This window comes from Methanomicrobia archaeon (genome assembly GCA_016930255.1).
GTDB lineage: Archaea > Halobacteriota > Syntropharchaeia > Alkanophagales > Methanospirareceae > JACGMN01.
This window is the reverse complement of record JAFGHB010000068.1, coordinates 1-16763: the sequence shown is the minus strand read 5'-3', so window position 1 is coordinate 16763 and position 16763 is coordinate 1. Positions and strand designations below refer to the sequence as shown.

The 16763-nt window shown below is 51.0% G+C and carries 15 protein-coding genes; 7 read left to right on the top strand and 8 right to left on the bottom strand.

From position 1 onward, the window contains the following. Positions 1-89 precede the first annotated feature (89 nt). A complete protein-coding gene (locus tag JW878_09335; GenBank protein ID MBN1763257.1) occupies positions 90-569 on the top strand; it encodes a hypothetical protein in 480 nt (159 codons plus the stop codon). Between the two features lies 1 nt (position 570). Continuing rightward, entirely contained in the window at positions 571-990 is a 420-nt protein-coding gene (locus tag JW878_09330; GenBank protein ID MBN1763256.1) for a hypothetical protein, read from the top strand. Positions 991-1195: 205 nt separating this feature from the next. Here JW878_09330 and JW878_09325 read toward each other — a convergent pair whose 3' ends face one another. After that, positions 1196-1897: an HAD family hydrolase gene (locus JW878_09325; GenBank protein MBN1763255.1), complete on the bottom strand. Its 702-nt coding sequence runs from the start codon at positions 1895-1897 to the stop codon at positions 1196-1198. A gap of 87 nt (positions 1898-1984) precedes the next feature. Next, a complete protein-coding gene (locus JW878_09320) occupies positions 1985-3145 on the bottom strand; it encodes an alanine--glyoxylate aminotransferase family protein (protein ID MBN1763254.1) in 1161 nt (386 codons plus the stop codon). A 127-nt stretch (positions 3146-3272) separates the two neighbouring features. Here JW878_09320 and JW878_09315 point away from each other — a divergent pair, with 127 nt between their 5' ends. The 5 genes from JW878_09315 (at position 3273) to JW878_09295 (ending at position 8617) form a co-directional block, all read left to right on the top strand. After that, positions 3273-5468, top strand: coding sequence for a CDC48 family AAA ATPase (locus tag JW878_09315; GenBank protein MBN1763253.1), 2196 nt, complete (start codon positions 3273-3275; stop codon positions 5466-5468). 40 nt (positions 5469-5508) lie between these two features. Next, entirely contained in the window at positions 5509-6234 is a 726-nt protein-coding gene (locus JW878_09310; protein ID MBN1763252.1) for a 30S ribosomal protein S4e, read from the top strand. Positions 6235-6293: 59 nt separating this feature from the next. Beyond that, positions 6294-6812 (top strand): 50S ribosomal protein L5, encoded by a 519-nt coding sequence (locus JW878_09305; protein MBN1763251.1) that lies wholly within the window; start codon positions 6294-6296, stop codon positions 6810-6812. 80 nt (positions 6813-6892) lie between these two features. Further along, complete coding sequence (locus JW878_09300) at positions 6893-7744, top strand: DUF1638 domain-containing protein (protein ID MBN1763250.1); 852 nt, start codon at positions 6893-6895, stop codon at positions 7742-7744. Between the two features lie 96 nt (positions 7745-7840). Continuing rightward, positions 7841-8617: a DUF1624 domain-containing protein gene (locus tag JW878_09295; protein MBN1763249.1), complete on the top strand. Its 777-nt coding sequence runs from the start codon at positions 7841-7843 to the stop codon at positions 8615-8617. A 340-nt stretch (positions 8618-8957) separates the two neighbouring features. On the opposite strand, the gene JW878_09290 is transcribed toward JW878_09295, so the two are convergent. From JW878_09290 to JW878_09265, 6 genes are all read right to left on the bottom strand, one after another. Next, positions 8958-9770: a hypothetical protein gene (locus tag JW878_09290; GenBank protein ID MBN1763248.1), complete on the bottom strand. Its 813-nt coding sequence runs from the start codon at positions 9768-9770 to the stop codon at positions 8958-8960. Continuing rightward, on the bottom strand, positions 9737-9892 hold the full coding sequence (locus JW878_09285; protein ID MBN1763247.1) for a hypothetical protein: 156 nt from the start codon (positions 9890-9892) through the stop codon (positions 9737-9739). Before JW878_09285 ends, JW878_09290 begins: the two co-directional genes overlap by 34 nt. A 314-nt stretch (positions 9893-10206) precedes the next feature. After that, positions 10207-11415 (bottom strand): NADP-dependent isocitrate dehydrogenase, encoded by a 1209-nt coding sequence (locus tag JW878_09280; GenBank protein ID MBN1763246.1) that lies wholly within the window; start codon positions 11413-11415, stop codon positions 10207-10209. A 31-nt stretch (positions 11416-11446) separates the two neighbouring features. Next, positions 11447-13315: an ATP citrate synthase gene (locus tag JW878_09275; GenBank protein ID MBN1763245.1), complete on the bottom strand. Its 1869-nt coding sequence runs from the start codon at positions 13313-13315 to the stop codon at positions 11447-11449. 1 nt (position 13316) lies between these two features. Then, entirely contained in the window at positions 13317-14594 is a 1278-nt protein-coding gene (locus JW878_09270) for an ATPase (protein ID MBN1763244.1), read from the bottom strand. A gap of 25 nt (positions 14595-14619) precedes the next feature. Continuing rightward, positions 14620-16617 (bottom strand): aconitate hydratase, encoded by a 1998-nt coding sequence (locus tag JW878_09265; GenBank protein ID MBN1763243.1) that lies wholly within the window; start codon positions 16615-16617, stop codon positions 14620-14622. Positions 16618-16763: the final 146 nt, after the last annotated feature.

Sequence of the window (16763 nt, the reverse complement as noted above, 5' to 3'; positions counted from 1 at the left end):
CAATCCCGATTCAAACATATCTGGTCATTTGAAGTTGCTCCAGCCATGGAATAAGTTATTAGATCGGGTACTTATAAAGGCCATGGTCTATGGGACATTACCAGAATTTATCCGTTGATATAGGGCGAAAAGAAGTTATTGGTCAATTAGCGAGATATTGTTTTGGAGAAGGAATGGACTATGGAGTTTTGACAAATGGAGCTAGTTGGATACTCTTCAGAGCTTTTGAAAAAGATACCAAAACAGAGGATCGAGTACTCTGGAAAGCAAATATTGTAAGTGACAAACTAGCAGAAACTATTAGAAGATTGAACACAATCTCTAATGAAAATATTGAAAATATTGATGAACTTATAAAGAAACTTCCGATATTAGATGAAATTTGGCAATATTTGCTGGCTGAGTCGGGGAAAATGATTGAGGGGGTGATTCTGTTTTTGACTATAATCAAAGAACACGGCGGACCGGAGCATGAACGTCAAGGTCCATTACACTGGAAAACCATAAAAGGGGAGTTATTACATGAGCTTAACGAGAAAGTGAGGGAAAAACGAGGTGATCGAATGTAATATGTCTGCAGTTGAAAATTTGAACGACTTAATAGTATGGGCGACGGATGGAGGAAACGTGTGCGAGTTCTTAGACGAGGTATTGGACCTTATACATAATAAGTTTGGCAAGTTTGTTACAATAGAAGAAATAGCGAAGGAGCGAAACTGGCAATTTGAGGGACACGCGGGATATATTTGTTACCTGTGTTCTCCAATAACGGTCTTACCGGACATAGAAACGCGAGAAGATGAGGACGACGCTTTGATGGCGTATAAGTATAAACCAGATACACCGCTGACTGAGTTCGAAATTGATTTTTGTAGTGAAGCATATGGCGAATTTATAGACCGAGTTATAGAGGACTTAAAAGAAATCAAACGCGAAAATGACTTAAAAAACGGAGATGCTAAATTAGAAGAGATTATTAGACAACTATAGTTAAGAACCAAACTTTTAGGACTACCATTTCTACAAGTTACGGGCTGTTCGCTATTTGAAGGATAATCGGGGCAGTAGTATTTGTGATTAGTATTAAAACTTAGGTGCCCGACTATAAATAAAACTCAACATGACGAGAGGAAGTTAAAAACGGGGTGGAAATAGACAATCTGTAATATGTCTACACTTTAAGTAGTGCCGTCAGCTAACAATCAGGATCATCGAGCAGCACAGTCAAATCGCTTATGATAAACTTATCATCTTCTTTTTTTGCGTCTTCGTTGTTTTTTCCTTCATTCGTTTCCCGTGCTCTATCGAGATAATACGCCGTTATGCCGATCTTGCGCGGATTGATGAAATCGAAGACCCAGTGATCGCCGATATGAACCACCGCTTGCGGTTTCACGTCCAGAATCTCGCACACGCGCGCAAAGAACCCGTTGGTCTTCTTCACCTGACCGAAATCGGACGTTGCCGAGAAGACACGGGAGAAGAACTTCTTGATCGGCTTAATCTGGAATTCGATGAACTCTGTTGCCGCATTTGAGCTTAAGATCAGTTCGTAGCCGTCCTCTTTCAGCACGGCCAGAACGCGTTCTACCTCTTCGTAGATCTGCAGCTCGGCTTCGTATTTCTTGAAGAGCGTCTCGTACGAGATGACCAGGCCGAACCTCCGCAGCCAGTACTCGATGTTGTACCACTCTATCCGGTGCTCTCCGATCTTGTCGTACTCGCTCTTTACGTATTCGAACGCCTGCTCGAAGTTCAAATTCTCCTTCTCCGCGTACAACAGTGGTATGCCCTCGAGCCAGACGCAATCGACAAATCCAGGGCTCACTAACGTACCGTCAACGTCAAACGATACGACTTTTATGTCTGATCGTGCTTCTGCTGCTCGAAAAAACATCTTTTTGCCTCTTATTTCAAGGACAGGTACGAAAGAAAGAGTCCTTATTCACACGCTGCCGCACCGTTCAAATTTGAGTCACGGCGTTCAGGCGAATACGTCCTTTGCCGCTTCCACGCCCGTTCCGACCTCGGTTATAAACCCGTTCTCCTTCAGTACCTGCTCCAGTGTCTCGAGCGTCTTCAGAATTTCCACGCTCGTTATGTTCCCCATCGAGGCGATTCTGAAGATCTTGCCCTTAAGCTCTGCTTGCCCGCCGGCAACGACCACGCCTTTCTTCCGCATACCGCCTCTCAATTGATCATCGGTGATGCCAGCCTCGATGGGCATGCGTGTGGCCGTAACGGTATTCGAGTAAGTGCTCACCTCGTTGAGCGTCGGGAACAAGTTCAGCCCCAGGCTTGTAACTGCCGCTCGAACCGCCTTTGAGAGCGTCCTATGCCGTTCGATCCGGCGCGCCAGCCCCTCTTCCTTTATTATCTCTAACGCTTCATGGAGTGCGAAGAAGAGCGGCACAGCCGGTGTATACGGCGTCTGATTCTTCTTGAAACTCTTTTTATACGTAACGAGGTCCTGATAATACGGTCGGCGGGGATTCTCCTCCATCAGCTCCCACGCCTTTGCGCTAATCGATAGTGCGGCCAATCCCGGCGGTGCACCCAAACATTTCTGCGAGCCCACGATCGCGACATCCGCGCCAAATTCGTCCACGGGCACGTCATCACCGCCGATTGACGTGATGCAGTCGAGCACGAAAATGGCATCGTGCTGCTTTGCAAGTTTGCCCACCTCACGTGCAGGATTGAGCATACCGACGGAGGTTTCATTATGCACCATGGTCACGACCTTAGGATTGGGACAGTTATCCAGCGCTTCCTTTACCCGCTCTAAATCTATCGACTGACCCCATTCGAAGAGGAGAGGAGTAACCGCCTCGGCTCCTGCGCCGTATCGCTCTGCTATCTCCGTGAACCGTTCGCCGAATTTGCCGTTCGCGATCGTTACGCAGCCCATATCCGGCTCGCCTGCGCCGTTTGTCTGTCTGAGCAGGTTCCCTATAGCCGCTTCCATTGCACACGTGCCTGAGCCGCTGAGCACGAAGAGGTCGTTCCTCGTCTGAAATACCTTCTTGAGGTTCTCCACGATCTCGCCGTGGAGCTCTTCGAATTCCTCGCCGCGGTGGGATATCATCGGCTTTGCCATTGCTTCACGAATGCGAGGTAGCACTGGTACTGGTCCCGGAATCATCAACAATTTTTCTTCCATTTTACGCGCACCATCTTTTCTACTTTTTATAAAGAATATATCTAAAACGCCTGCTTTGTTTTAGATTTTATTTATACTGTTAAGATTAATAAAATGAGTGGGTGAAGAAATGGGAAACGAGGAAGAGAAATCACTGATCTTGCGGGTAGCCGAGGCGTATCACCGTGATGCCGGGCGATGGATCGCACGACTAGATACGGAGACGATGCGCGCACTCGGACTGATTCCCGGAGATGTCATTGAGATAGAGGGCAGGAGTGTTGCCACTGCTATCGTGCATCCCGCTTATTCACCTGATAGTGGTAAGTCAATTATACGTATTGATGGTAACATCCGGAACAATGCGGGCGTCGCCATCGATGATAAGGTCAGGGTAAAACAGACGAAGGCGAAAGAGGCGAAAAGAATCACCCTTGCGCCCACACAGCCGATCCGAATCGCAGGTGGCGAGCGTTACTTATTGAGCAGATTGAAAGGCGTGCCCATTACCAAGGGGCAGATCATACGGATTGAATTGTTGGGCAATCCGGTTACTTTTGTTGTTACGAACACCGTTCCTCTGGGCACGGTAATTCCGAATATCGATACGGAGATCGTGCTGCGTAAGGCGCGTGAGGAGAAGATCGGCGTGCCGCGTGTGAGCTATGAGGACATCGGCGGCCTGAAACGAGAGATAGGAATGATTCGGGAGATGATCGAGCTCCCGCTTCGGCATCCTGAACTGTTCGAGCGGCTGGGAATCGATCCACCAAAGGGCGTTCTCCTGCACGGCCCGCCGGGCACTGGGAAGACGATGATAGCGAAAGCCGTCGCGAGCGAGACCGACGCCAATTTCCATTCGATTTCAGGGCCCGAGATCATGAGCAAATTCTATGGTGAGAGTGAACGGCATCTGCGTGAGATATTCGAGGACGCGGAAAAGAACGCGCCGTCTATCATTTTTATTGATGAACTGGACTCAATAGCGCCGAAGCGAGGCGAGACCACCGGCGAAGTGGAACGGCGAGTGGTTGCGCAACTGCTCTCCTTGATGGACGGTCTGGAATCGCGCGGACAGGTCGTGGTCATCGGTGCGACGAATCGATTGAACGCACTGGATGAGGCGTTACGAAGAGGTGGACGGTTCGATCGCGAGATAGAGATCGGCATTCCTGACCGGAACGGTCGTGACGAGATTCTGCAGGTGCATACGCGCGGAATGCCACTGGCCGAGGATGTTAATTTGAAGGAGGTTGCGAACCTCACGCACGGCTTCGTCGGTGCAGATCTCGCGACGCTCTGTAAAGAGGCTGCGATGCACGCGTTACGGAAAATACTGCCGGAAATCGATATAGAGAAGGACATCCCACCAGAAGTGATGGAACGACTAACCGTTTCAAAAGAGGATTTCAGTGAGGCGTTGAAGAACTCGGAGCCTTCCGCGTTGCGGGAGGTTTTTGTGGAAGTGCCGAACGTGAAGTGGGAGGACATTGGCGGTTTGGAACGCGTGAAGCAGGAATTAAAGGAGGTCGTGGAGTGGCCACTGAAGTACTCGGAGATTTTCTCGCAGTTAAATACAAAACCGCCAAAAGGTATCATTCTCTTTGGAGCGCCGGGCACCGGGAAGACGATGCTGGCAAAGGCAGTGGCAAACGAGAGTGAGGCGAATTTCATCTCGATAAAAGGGCCGGAACTTCTGTCGAAATGGGTGGGAGAATCCGAGCGCGCGGTTCGCGAGGTGTTCAGAAAGGCAAAGCAAGCTGCGCCCTGTATGATCTTTCTGGACGAGATCGATTCGATCGCGCCGGTGCGCGGAGGCAGTTATGACTCGCATGTGACCGAGCGCGTCGTTTCTCAGATATTGATGGAGATGGACGGCCTGGAGGAGCTGAAGGACGTGATCGTCTTAGCAGCGACCAATCGGCCAGACATGGTAGATCCTGCATTGCTCAGACCCGGCAGGCTTGATCGGTTGATTTACATCCAGGTACCGGATGAAGCGGCGAGGCGGGAGATTTTCACGGTGCATTTACGTGGCAAGCCGCTGGAAGATGACATAACGGTCGAAGCGCTAGCGAAAATGACCGATACGTACGTCGGCGCAGATATAGCGGCTATTGTTAAGGAAGCGGTGATGGCTGCGTTGCGTGAGTTCCTCGCGTCCGGCATAACGGAAGAGCACATAGGGGAAGCGATGAAGAACATCGTGATAAAGAAGCAGCATTTTGAAGCTGCGATAAAGATCGTGAAGCCGACTTCAAGTCCGAGAGCGCAGGCGGAGTTTGAAGAGAAGGCGGAAGATCTGGTGAAACATGCTTATGCGTAAACGAATAAATACTTATGGTGATAGGAGAACAGGATAAAAAATGGGAAAGCATCAAAAGCGAATAGCTGCACCTCGTAGCTGGAAGATAGAGCGGAAGACGTCACGCTGGGCGGTGCGGCCAAGACAGGGACCGCATCCACGGGAGCGGAGCATGCCTTTGCTACTGATCGTGCGTGACATGCTGCAGTTAGCGGACAATAGCAGAGAAGCGAAACGGATATTGAACGAGGGCAACGTGATGGTCAATGGCAAAGTGAGGAAAGATCGTAAGTTCCCCGTGGGCGTCTTTGATATCCTTTCCATTCCTCTGCTAAAGGCGCACTATCTGGTGCTCTTAGACAAGAAGGATAAGCTATCGTTGGTGAAGCTGAATACGAGGTCGGCATCGAAGAAACTCTGCAGAGTGAACGGAAAGAGAATGATAAAGGATGGCGCGATACAACTGAACTTGCACGATGGCCGGAACGTTCTGCCCGGAGAGGCAGGTGCGGAAATAAAGACACACGACTCGTTGTTGGTCTCCATTCCTGATAATAAGATCTTGAAGCACTTTGCGTACCAGGAAGGGAGTAACGTGGTCGTGATCGGTGGTAAGCATTCTGCGCAGACGGGCGTAATCGAGGAGATAAGGAAGGTGCACAGTCCGCAGCCGAATGTCGTGCGGATAAAGTCCAGCGAGAACGAAGAGACCTTCGAGAGCCGTGAAGATACCGTGTTCGTCATTGGCGATAAGAAGATCGAAGTGCCGGGATTGAGTGCATTGTAAGTAAGCATGCGTGACGAAGTAAATAAACGGACATACAAGGAGAAGATAGGAGAGAGGAAATGACAGAAAATCCGATGCGGAGGATAGAGTTGGATAAGGTCGTGGTGAACATGAGCGTAGGCGAGAGCGGCGAGAAGCTAGCGAAGGCAGAGAAGCTGTTAGACGAACTCGTGGGTCAGAAATCGATAAAGCGAACGGCGAAGAAAACCCTACAGCCGTTCAGTATAAAGAAGAACGAAGCGATTGCGTGTAAGGTCACGTTACGCGGTGATCGAGCGCAGGATTTCCTTAAACGGTGTTTCAATATAGAGAATCGGCTTTTTAAGAGTCAGTTTGACACGTTCGGTAATTTCTCTTTCGGCGTTGCTGAGCATACGGACTTCGGCATACGGTACGACCCGAACGTCGGTATCTACGGCATGGACATCTGTGTCTCGCTGAAGCGGCCGGGGTACCGGATAAAAGAGCGAAAGATCCAGAAGAAGAAGCTGCCGATGAAGCAGCGAATAAACCGCGAGGACGTATTCGCGTTCCTGCAGGCCGAATACGGCGTGGAACTGGTGGAGGAAGTAACGTAACTTGTTTTGTTTGTTCGCGCTTGATTCCTCCGTTTTGGTTCTTTTTATCTATTTATGAGCGTAATAACGAAGATGCTATTATGCATATCGGCATTATCACCTGCGAGATTTTACGGAAAGAGATACTGGATCTGGTTCGAGAGACCGGTGTGCACGACGTCTTCTTCGTGCTGCCTGAAAAAGTAAATTCTGTGACCGTCGTTCCGTATACCCAGGTGATCGACCGCTTTTCACGTGCGTTCGCGGCGGACGACGGGCTCGTAGTAAAAGTGAACGCGCGGGAGAAGATCGCGCGGGAGATTCGCGAGCGTGCGCTCACGGATTCGGTGATTGTTACCGTACTGGAATTGCGATTGCACACGTACCCAGAAGAACTCCTGAAGGTGATTGAAGACGGTATACGGCACATGAGTTCGGTGGCAGAGGTCATTGTGCTGGGCTACGGCTTGTGTGGCTGCTCACCGGGAGCAATGGAACGAGTCATTAGCGAGACTCCGGTGCCGGTGCTCATTCCGCGTGACAGCACCGGGGAGATACTGAACAACTGTATCGAGATCGCACTTGGTAAACAGAGGGTACAGTCGTTACGGCATGAAGAAGCAGGGACGTTCTTCATGACCCCTGTGGGCGCGGCACTCGCAGGAGAGCCACAGGTAATTTTAGAATCGTCCGGCAGTGCCACGACCGGGCGGTCGTCGAACCGACATGATACGGTCGGCGATACACAGCGTATCCTGCAGCTTATGAAAGACCATTATTTCCGGGTCGTGAAGATCTGGTATACCACCGCGGATTTGATGGACAGAGAGTACGCCCTGACGGTAAAACGATTCGCGCGGCAGTTCAATCTGGACATTATGCGGGTAAAAGGCTCGTCAAAGATTATGCGTGAGACCGCGGAAAATGGTGGAATCGTTCCCGACAAATTGTGATTACCTTATGCGCCACCTCAGTGCTACATACATATACTATCTATCCCCCCTTGTCTTAATCTTAAATAAACGTAATCACGCTGTACTGCACGTAAAATGACACGGACTATGGACGAGCGGCTCTGGGAACTTGATGCGCTGCGTGGCATCGCGATACTCATGATGATCGCGTTCCATGTACTGTTTGATCTCGATTATTTCGGGATCGCCACTTTTGATGTCAAGGCAGGCTTTTGGTTCTACTTTGCACGTGCGACCGCAACCATCTTCCTGCTGCTGGTGGGCATCTCGCTCACGCTGAGCTACTCACGCGCACTGCAGCACGTGAAGAAGCCCGAGCAGCAGAAGCTGTACCGGAAATATCTCACACGCGGCTCAAAGATTTTCGCGTGGGGTCTGGTTATCACTGCTATGACCCGGATCTTTCTGAGGGACGGGTTTGTGGTCTGGGGGATCCTGCATTGTATAGGGATTTCGATTATAGTGGCGTATCCCGTTGTGAAGCTCCGGTACGGGAATCTCGTGCTCGGTCTCGGTCTCGTCGCGCTGGGCATGTACGTGAAGAGCATTACGGTTACGCTGCCGTGGCTGCTGTGGTTAGGCGTTACGCCAGACAAGTTTCATTCCGTTGATTACTTCCCGATCTTGCCCTGGCTCGGCGTCGTGCTGATCGGCGTGTTTCTCGGTAATTCGCTCTATACGAACTATACACGGGGCTTTAAACTTCACGATCGCTCTCAAGTGGAGGGTATTCGATTACTCCGCTTCCTGGGCAGGCATTCGCTGCTCATTTATCTGATACATCAGCCGCTGCTCATTACGGCGCTTTATCTCATCGATTTGGTAACCACCGGTACGTTGGGATTTCTATGAGTGCGAACGTTTGAAGCGAACCGGTAAAATCGAGTGTCGGGCCGGAAGGCGATACCGTGGTGGTCATCGGTATGAAGGAACCGAGAGAGCAGTTGGAAGACATGGATTTCTTCTAGCCTAACGGTTCGTGCGTGTCATTCGAAAATTTCTAAAGATTCGTTTCGTTTAAAGTCAGGGTCGGGTCAAAAGAGGCCATCCTATCAATTCCATAATGCTTGCGGGTTCTGCGATTAACGAATCACTTGGAAGCTCCTATAACGGTACCAGCATATACGACGTTGCGACCGAAGGGAGCAATGTCCCGAAGTGTATATGCTGTGTTAGGCGATGCACGCCAAATTTATTCGAGCTTCCGTCTCATCATTAATTTATTCATGAAATCTTCAATCATTCTAGGTGGCATTCCCGATTCCATCAAAAACATATGCATAGTTCGTTCTATGCGTCTTAAAAGCATTTGAGCTTCTTCGAATTGCATACGAGTTGGTTTCTTATCTTCTGGTAACTCAAGTACAGATGATAGTTTATCATAATACATTAGAAACTCCTCTATCATCCTAGGGTCTATTCTTGTACGTCTAGTTTCACCTAATTCCTCAATCCTAGTCCGGATATCCTGAAGCATCATGATGATGTCTGCACTGCTTTTTTCCAATGGATTTTCACTTTGACGTAATGTCTTCATGTCAATAGCCATAGATATCGGGGTATCAACTTTGCCGGGGTCTTTTTCAACAGAACGAATCTGTTTTATCAAATCGTCTCGACAACGAGCCACACTATCTAAATCATGGTGATCGACTTGTATAGTCCTGCTCTGAGCAACGTCGAAAGGAATAGGTTCACCTATTTGTATTATTTGAACTATGGGCTTCCTTATAGCGTGGCGAACGGCAAGTTCATAAAAGACATTGGGATTGCGTCCAGTGAGGTCCGCAATAACCAATGCATCATCTAGTAAGTGTTGGATTACTTGAGATGTAATCATACCAGGCTCTGATATACTATCCGCACGAATAGTTTTATAACCACATTCTTCTGCGGCTGGCGTAATAATATGTTTCAGCACCTGGTCTGAACGATGTCGAGTATCAGTTCCTTCTTCACCGATTGGACCTATCACAAAGCATAGTTGTTTTTCTTTGTTAGACATTTAATTACCTCCTTACTTGGCGTGTTTCGCCCAACTCCGGTATATCTGCAGTACTGCGGATATACATCCCTCTGGCTGAACCAGCAATCTCCCCACATTTTCTTCCTCTCATCCTCTTCCACCTTCTCCTCCCTTGTTCTTAAACAAGCGATCTAATGGACCTTTGATCTTTCCTATATTTTTGGCACTCATATGCGTGTAGATCTCTGTCCAGTAAGCACTATCATTTCCTATTGCCCAAAATAAGATTGAGTACGGCGATATATAAACATACCGGGTAGATGGAACCCACTAAGCGATATGGTTAATGTATGATATCCCACGAATCCGTCTATGCTTGCCAGATCCGACCCTTTGCGGAGATCTCCATCCTTAAACTTGAACTTAAACTATTCCCCCGCTCATCGCGTGCGGGACTGTTTTTCAGACCGTCAAGCTACGCTCCCTCAAGCCACCTTGCCACCTCATCAATAAACTCCTCGGTGTACACTACTTTTTTGGCCGCTGGCTCCGCTAGTCGCGCGAGGTCACCGGTCATTATTCCGTCCTCGATCGTCTTTACCGTTGCAGCCTCTAACTTATCCGCGAACTCGCCGAGTTCCGGTATCTCGTCCAGCTCGCCACGCTTCCGTAACGCGCCCGTCCACGCGAAGATGATCGCGACGGAGTTGGTCGAGGTCTTCTCGCCCTTGAGGTGTTTATAATAATGCTTCTGGACGGTGCCGTGCGCCGCCTCGTACTCGAAATACCCATGCGGCGAGACCAACACGGACGTCATCATGGCAAGACTGCCATACGACGAAGCGAGCATGTCCGACATCACGTCGCCGTCGTAGTTCTTCAACGCCCAGAGCATACCGCCCTCCGATCTGATGATCCGCGCCACGATATCGTCGATGAGCGTGTAGAAATACTCAATCCCGGCCGCCTCGAACTCCGCTTTATACTTTGCCTCGTAGATCTCTTCAAATATGCGCTTGAAGTTATAGTCGTAGGTCTTTGAGATGGTGTCTTTGGTGCCGAACCAGAGATCTACCTTCTGGTCCAAGGCGTAGGCGAAGCAGGCCTCCGCAAAGCTCGTTATCGAGTCGTCAAGGTTGTGGATGCCCTGCACGATACCAGGCCCTTTGAACTTCTGGATGATGTGCCGCACTTCCAGGCCGGTCTCATTCGTGAAGACCAGTTCAGCCTTACCGGGCCCCTCAACCCGGTACTCCACGTTCTTGTACACGTCGCCGTACGCATGCCTGCCGATGTGGATCGGTTTCGTCCAGTTGCGCACCGCGGGTTTGATGTTCTTCACCATGATCGGCGCCCTGAAGACCGTGCCGTCTAATATCGCGCGAATGGTGCCGTTCGGGCTCTTCCATTCCTCTTTAAGGTTGTATTCCTTGACCCGTGCCGCATTGGGCGTGATCGTCGCGCACTTCACACCCACGTAGTACTTCTTGATCGCTTCTGCAGCATCGATGGTTATCTGATCCTCGGTCTCGTCACGCTTCTCGAGTGCAAGGTCGTAATACTCGGTCTTGAGGGCAATGTAGGGAAGCAGCAGCTTCTCCTTCACCATGCCCCACAATACCCTCGTCATCTCGTCTCCGTCCATCTCTACCAACGGAGTCTTCATCTGGATTTTTTCAGCCATTTTTCCTTCTTCTCGCTCCTTTTTCCATAAATTATTCTTCAGCACCGCGATATTTCAGCACCTCGTCCTCTTCGGGCAGCATATAGAGCACGTCGTCCCACGGATGCCGGTACAATCGGGAATGGAGCCGTTTCTGGTCCAGGAAGTGCCCGATCATACCAATCGTCCGGCCAAGGACGAAGATGCCGTTGAGTGTGCCTATGTTGATAATCTCGTCGATCTCCGCCTCGCTGTAGATCCCGGTCGAGCGCAGGATATCCACAAACACGATACCGACGCAGCCGTCGACGTTCAATATGAGATTGTTTCGCTTCGCAGTCGTTATCTGCTCCACTTCGAGTGCGTAATCGAGCAGCTCGTGCTTTGGTAGATTCGTGAACGCCCATTCTTCCAGCAGCTTTACGCGCATGTCCGGGTTCTGCACGCTCTTTATCCGGTGGCCTATGCCCGGGATATTGATGTTCCTGGCCTTCATATCGTCTACGAACTGCCGTGGCGTTAACCCCCGTTCAAGTGCGTCCTTGAAGTAACGCGCAGCGTCATCGATCGCACCGCCAAACCGTGGCCCGATGGTCAGCACGCCCGATGCCACTGCCGCTGTGAGGTCCTTGCCTGCGCTCGCGGTTACGATCGCATTATGCGCCGCACTGACGCAGGGCCCGTGGTCTGCGGTTATCCTCAGCGCAAGCTCTAAGAAGTCGGTAACGTACTTCGGCAGGCGTTTCTTAAACCACAGTAACGAGATAACGTCGCCGAGGCTGTATCCCTCCCGGATTACTTTGCTGATCGGCACGCCGGCATAAAGCAGCTCCTCACCGCGGTCGTCCGAGATGCTGCTCATAATATTGGTGGGCCGACGCATGAACTTTGGATTGTAATCCACGGGCATTTCTTGCGGCCCTACCTCGACCTTCTCTTCTATGACCCCTTTCGCTTTGAGATCTCCATAGACCGTACGGATAAGCTCGCCGAAATCGTCGTACGAAGTGGGTACATACGCGCCCGCCTCTTTCAGTGCCGCGTTCTTGGCGTCTGCAGTCTCAGCCGCGCCGCGAGCCATCGCGCCTGCGTGACCAAACTGCACTTCGGTCGGGAAGACCTTTGCCGAGGTGCCGGTAACCCACGCGATCAACGGCTTGGTTATCTTACCGGCCTTTAGCGCGTCTACTATCTCGTACTCGTCCTTACCGCCTACCTCACCGAGCACAACCATCATCTTTATCTCAGGATTCTGCTCGTAGCGGAGCAGGTGGTCAAGGAGTGTCGAGCCCGGATATTTATCGCCGCCGATCGCGATGCCCTCATACACCCCATCGGAATTGAGCGAGATCATATTTGCCATTTCGTTCAGCATACCGCCCGACTTCGAGACGAAGCCCACGCTGCCCGCACGGTACAGTTTCGACATGATGAGGTTGGATAAAGCCCCACCGGAATTGCCGATTTTAAACGCTCCGGGCACGAAACCGCCGACTGTTGCAGGTCCAATGATCCATTTCCCCTGCTTCTCGGCCAATGCAATGAGTTCCCGCGTCTGCCGCTCTGGCACACCCTCAGCAATGATGACGAGCGTCTTGATATTCGGCAGGTTGAGCGCCTCAACAGAAACGGCATAAGCTGAGCGGAACGAGGCGAAGTTGACGACCACATCGACCTCCGGATGCTCTTTCGCGGCGGCTTCGAGCGTGTTGTATACTGGTATAACGATCTCCGTACCGCCAAAGAATACCTTCATCAGCTCTCTGCTGCCGCCACTCGGGTTTATCACCGCAGCTACTGATGGCTTCTCCCTTCTCGAAAGATAGTCGAAATCGAGCATTCGCTGGACTGCCGCTTGCTGGTTACCGAATATAATGGCTGTTGTATCCCTGTCGAAGAGGACATAATCCGGTTTAGCCATTTCACCTACCCCCCTTTAGATTTGTCAGTGCAATACTCACCACTTTCGTCATGTGCATCTCAGGGCCGTGGACCTCCATCTCCAGCCCTAACCGTCGTCCTGCATCACGAATCCGCGCCAGGCCCACCTCGTAGTTCGGACCGCCACGACGGACATAGATCTTAATACCGTGTTCCTTCAGTTTTTCTGCATACTCTTCGAGTGCCATGATTATTCCATCAAACGTGTTTGCCACATCGGTAAAATTCGCGATTCCACCGCCGACGATCAGGACTTTGCCGCCTTCCGCCTTCTCCCTCGTCATCAGATCAAGTAAGGTCTTCGCATACTCATAGGTCTCGCCGGTGCTGGGGTCGCCGCTGTACTCGCCGTAGTTCGCCAGCTCCTCACCATATCCGAGATCGACGACGGTATCCGCATAGATTACGCTCGCACCGCCGCCAGCCACCATCGTCCACACTCTTCCCTGGGGGTTCAGTATGGTCAGTTTCAATGACGACCCGCTCTTTTCGTCCAGTTTCTTTATATACCGCTCTTCCTCGCGCAGTTCGCGGCCAAACGGTACCGGAAACTCCACATCGCCCCATACCTCTGAGCAGAGGAACTGCGCGGTATCGTCCAAACGCGCCACGGTATCAACCGGTAAGAACTCACCATCCTTGAAGGAGAACGGGTTGAACTCGAGGAATCCGAACTGCAGCTCACGATAAAAGCGGAACAGTGCTCCTATCAGGTCTTCGAGTGGCTTTCTGTTCGCGGCTTTGACCGCATTCACAATCGACGTGAGGTCAACATCTTCTATCTTTGCCTCTATAGGGGCATTGACGGTTGTGACCTTGTCCCAGTTCGCTTCTATGTCCACGCCGCCCTCGGTCGAGAAATGGATATAATCGCCGTCACGATGACCCGTAAAGGCCAGATAATACTCGTTTTCAACCCCCATATAGGACTGAATGAGAAAGTGCGTTAATTTCCCCCGGGATTTGCCCACTTCCACAACGCTGTTCATCTTCTCATCCAACCATTCCTTCGCTTCCTCGTAGGTCACGCCCACGAGTATGAGCCCGTGTTTGCCTCGCTTTCCGAAGAGCTGGTCTGACTTCACCGTCAGTTTATCGGTCTTCACCCACGGGTTCTCTGCACTCACCGCGTCTATGCTCTTATCCGGTGTAACCAGGGTGACCTTGCTCTCGTACGTAAACGTTCCGTCCGAGAATTTCGCTATATGTTTAGCCAGAATCCTCTTTGCGTCATATTCCCTAATGCCACGTTGTGCCATATTTCATCCCTCCTCTTCTCTCCTTTCAGACTTTTGCCTTTACCCAGGGCAGTTTCCCCCCGGCCTTCAGTATCTCGGCATCCAGTGTTGAAAGCGAGTGTCTAAGTTCAATCTCAGAACCTTTCGTCTTATTTCGGAGTCTAATATCGTCACGCAACTCCCCTATGGCCACCTCTAACGTATCACCCTGATCTATGAACTCGTAGTCCGCAGGCTCCTTAAAGGTCAGCGGCACGATGCCGAAGTTTATCAAGTTGGCCAGATATATGCGCGCGAATGACTTGACAAGGACAGCCTTAACGCCCAGGTACTTGGGTGCAAGTGCAGCATGCTCTCTGCTCGAGCCCTGGCCGTAGTTCTCGCCGCCTAATATGAATCCTCCTCGTTTATCCAAGGCTCGTGCTGGGAATTCGGGATCAACTGCCTCAAAAACATACTTCGAGATCTCAGGGATGTTACTCCTCAGCGGGAGGATCTTTGCGCCCGCGGGCATGATATGATCCGTAGAAATATTATCTCCCACCTTGATGAGCACTTTGCCGTCCAACGTATCGGGCAAGGGCGGGAAATCGGGCAGTGGCTTGATGTTCGGCCCTCTAATAATCTTGATCTTAGCAGCCTCTCCCGGTGGAAGCGGTGGTATGAACATGTTGTCATTAACGATGAATCGTTGAGGCATCTCTATCTTTGGATACTCACCGAGATCACGCGGATCGGTGAGAACGCCCTTGATTGCCGTGGCTGCGGCGACTTCCGGGCTTACCAGAAACACCTCGGCGTCCTTCGTTCCGCTTCGGCCCTCAAAGTTTCTATTGAAGGTTCGTATGGAGACCGCATGAGATGACGGCGCGGCGCCCATACCTATGCACGGCCCGCAGGCGTTTTCCAGTAGCCGGGCACCCGCAGCGACGAGGTACTGCAGCTCGCCGCTCTCTATGAGGTGTTCGACCACCTGTCTCGAACCGGGATTGATCGTGAGATGCAAATTGTCCGCAACGGTCTGCCCCTTTAGTATATTTGCCGCGATCTTCATGTCGCGTAACGAAGAGTTGGTGCACGAGCCGATGGCCACCTGCTGCACCTCCATTCCCGCAATTTCACGCACCGGCTTGATCTTCCCGGGACTATGCGGGAGAGCTGCCAGAGGCTCTAATTCGCTCAGATTAATCTCCATGACTTCGTCGTAGTCCGCATCGGCATCAGCCTCGAGTGGGATCCACACGCCGTGTTTAAATGCAGCCGTGAAGGCCTGTGTTACGTAAGAAAAGCGGTCAAGTATTCGCGGCTGCGGTTGAATCAGAACTCCGCGTTGCTGGGCTTCCATGAAGGCTTTCGTCACTTCGTCGCTTGGAAATATACTCGTCGTTGCGCCTGTTTCGGTGCCCATATTCGTTATTGTCGCTCGCTCCGGGACGCTCAGCGTTTTGACGCCCGGGCCAAAATACTCGAGCACCTTGCCCACGCCGCCCTTTACATCGAGTCTGCGAAGAACCTCTAATATGACGTCCTTGGCTGAGACCCAATCAGGGAGTTTTCCGGTGAGTTTTACACCCAGTATCGTGGGATACTTTATTCGGTACGGCATACCTGCCATGGCAACCGCGACGTCGAGACCGCCAGCACCGAGTGCAAAGGAACCTATACCGCCCGCAGTGGGTGTATGACTATCCGAACCTATGAGGGTCTTGCCAGGCAGGGCAAACCGCTCCAGATGGAGCTGGTGGCAGATGCCGTTGCCCGGGCGGGAGAAATATAACCCGTATCGCTTGGCTACAGATTGAAGATATCTGTGGTCATCAGGGTTTTTGAAATCTGTCTGTAACGTGTTGTGATCAACATAACTCACGCTCAGTTCCGTTTTCACGCGCGGTATGCCGATGGCCTCGAACTGTAAATAGGTCATGGTACCGGTTGCATCCTGGGTAAGCGTCTGATCGATCTTCAACGCAACCTCAGCCCCAGGAACCTTCTCGCCCTCAACGATATGCTCGTCGAGTATCTTTTCCGTAACTGTTCCAGACATGGTAATTCGTTACTAATTAAAACGAATCGTATATATCAAATTTTCGGAATTGTCTCGCGATTGTAGAGTATGATTATTATTTCGTTTCATATTTTTGACGTTACTCATGCTACGTGTCCTCCTTCAGGAACAGGCCGAGAATCGCT

Bases quoted from the DNA above. Each gene is read 5' to 3' on its own strand.
- JW878_09280 (MBN1763246.1), bottom strand. From the start codon at position 11,415: ATGGCTGAAAAAATCCAGATGAAGACTCCGTTGGTAGAGATGGACGGA.
- JW878_09295 (MBN1763249.1), top strand. From the start codon at position 7,841: ATGACACGGACTATGGACGAGCGGCTCTGGGAACTTGATGCGCTGCGT.
- JW878_09290 (MBN1763248.1), bottom strand. From the start codon at position 9,770: ATGTCTAACAAAGAAAAACAACTATGCTTTGTGATAGGTCCAATCGGT.
- JW878_09330 (MBN1763256.1), top strand. From the start codon at position 571: ATGTCTGCAGTTGAAAATTTGAACGACTTAATAGTATGGGCGACGGAT.
- JW878_09335 (MBN1763257.1), top strand. From the start codon at position 90: ATGGGACATTACCAGAATTTATCCGTTGATATAGGGCGAAAAGAAGTT.
- JW878_09315 (MBN1763253.1), top strand. From the start codon at position 3,273: ATGGGAAACGAGGAAGAGAAATCACTGATCTTGCGGGTAGCCGAGGCG.
- JW878_09305 (MBN1763251.1), top strand. From the start codon at position 6,294: ATGACAGAAAATCCGATGCGGAGGATAGAGTTGGATAAGGTCGTGGTG.
- JW878_09325 (MBN1763255.1), bottom strand. From the start codon at position 1,897: ATGTTTTTTCGAGCAGCAGAAGCACGATCAGACATAAAAGTCGTATCG.
- JW878_09265 (MBN1763243.1), bottom strand. From the start codon at position 16,617: ATGTCTGGAACAGTTACGGAAAAGATACTCGACGAGCATATCGTTGAG.
- JW878_09320 (MBN1763254.1), bottom strand. From the start codon at position 3,145: ATGATTCCGGGACCAGTACCAGTGCTACCTCGCATTCGTGAAGCAATG.
- JW878_09310 (MBN1763252.1), top strand. From the start codon at position 5,509: ATGGGAAAGCATCAAAAGCGAATAGCTGCACCTCGTAGCTGGAAGATA.
- JW878_09270 (MBN1763244.1), bottom strand. From the start codon at position 14,594: ATGGCACAACGTGGCATTAGGGAATATGACGCAAAGAGGATTCTGGCT.
- JW878_09275 (MBN1763245.1), bottom strand. From the start codon at position 13,315: ATGGCTAAACCGGATTATGTCCTCTTCGACAGGGATACAACAGCCATT.
- JW878_09300 (MBN1763250.1), top strand. From the start codon at position 6,893: ATGCATATCGGCATTATCACCTGCGAGATTTTACGGAAAGAGATACTG.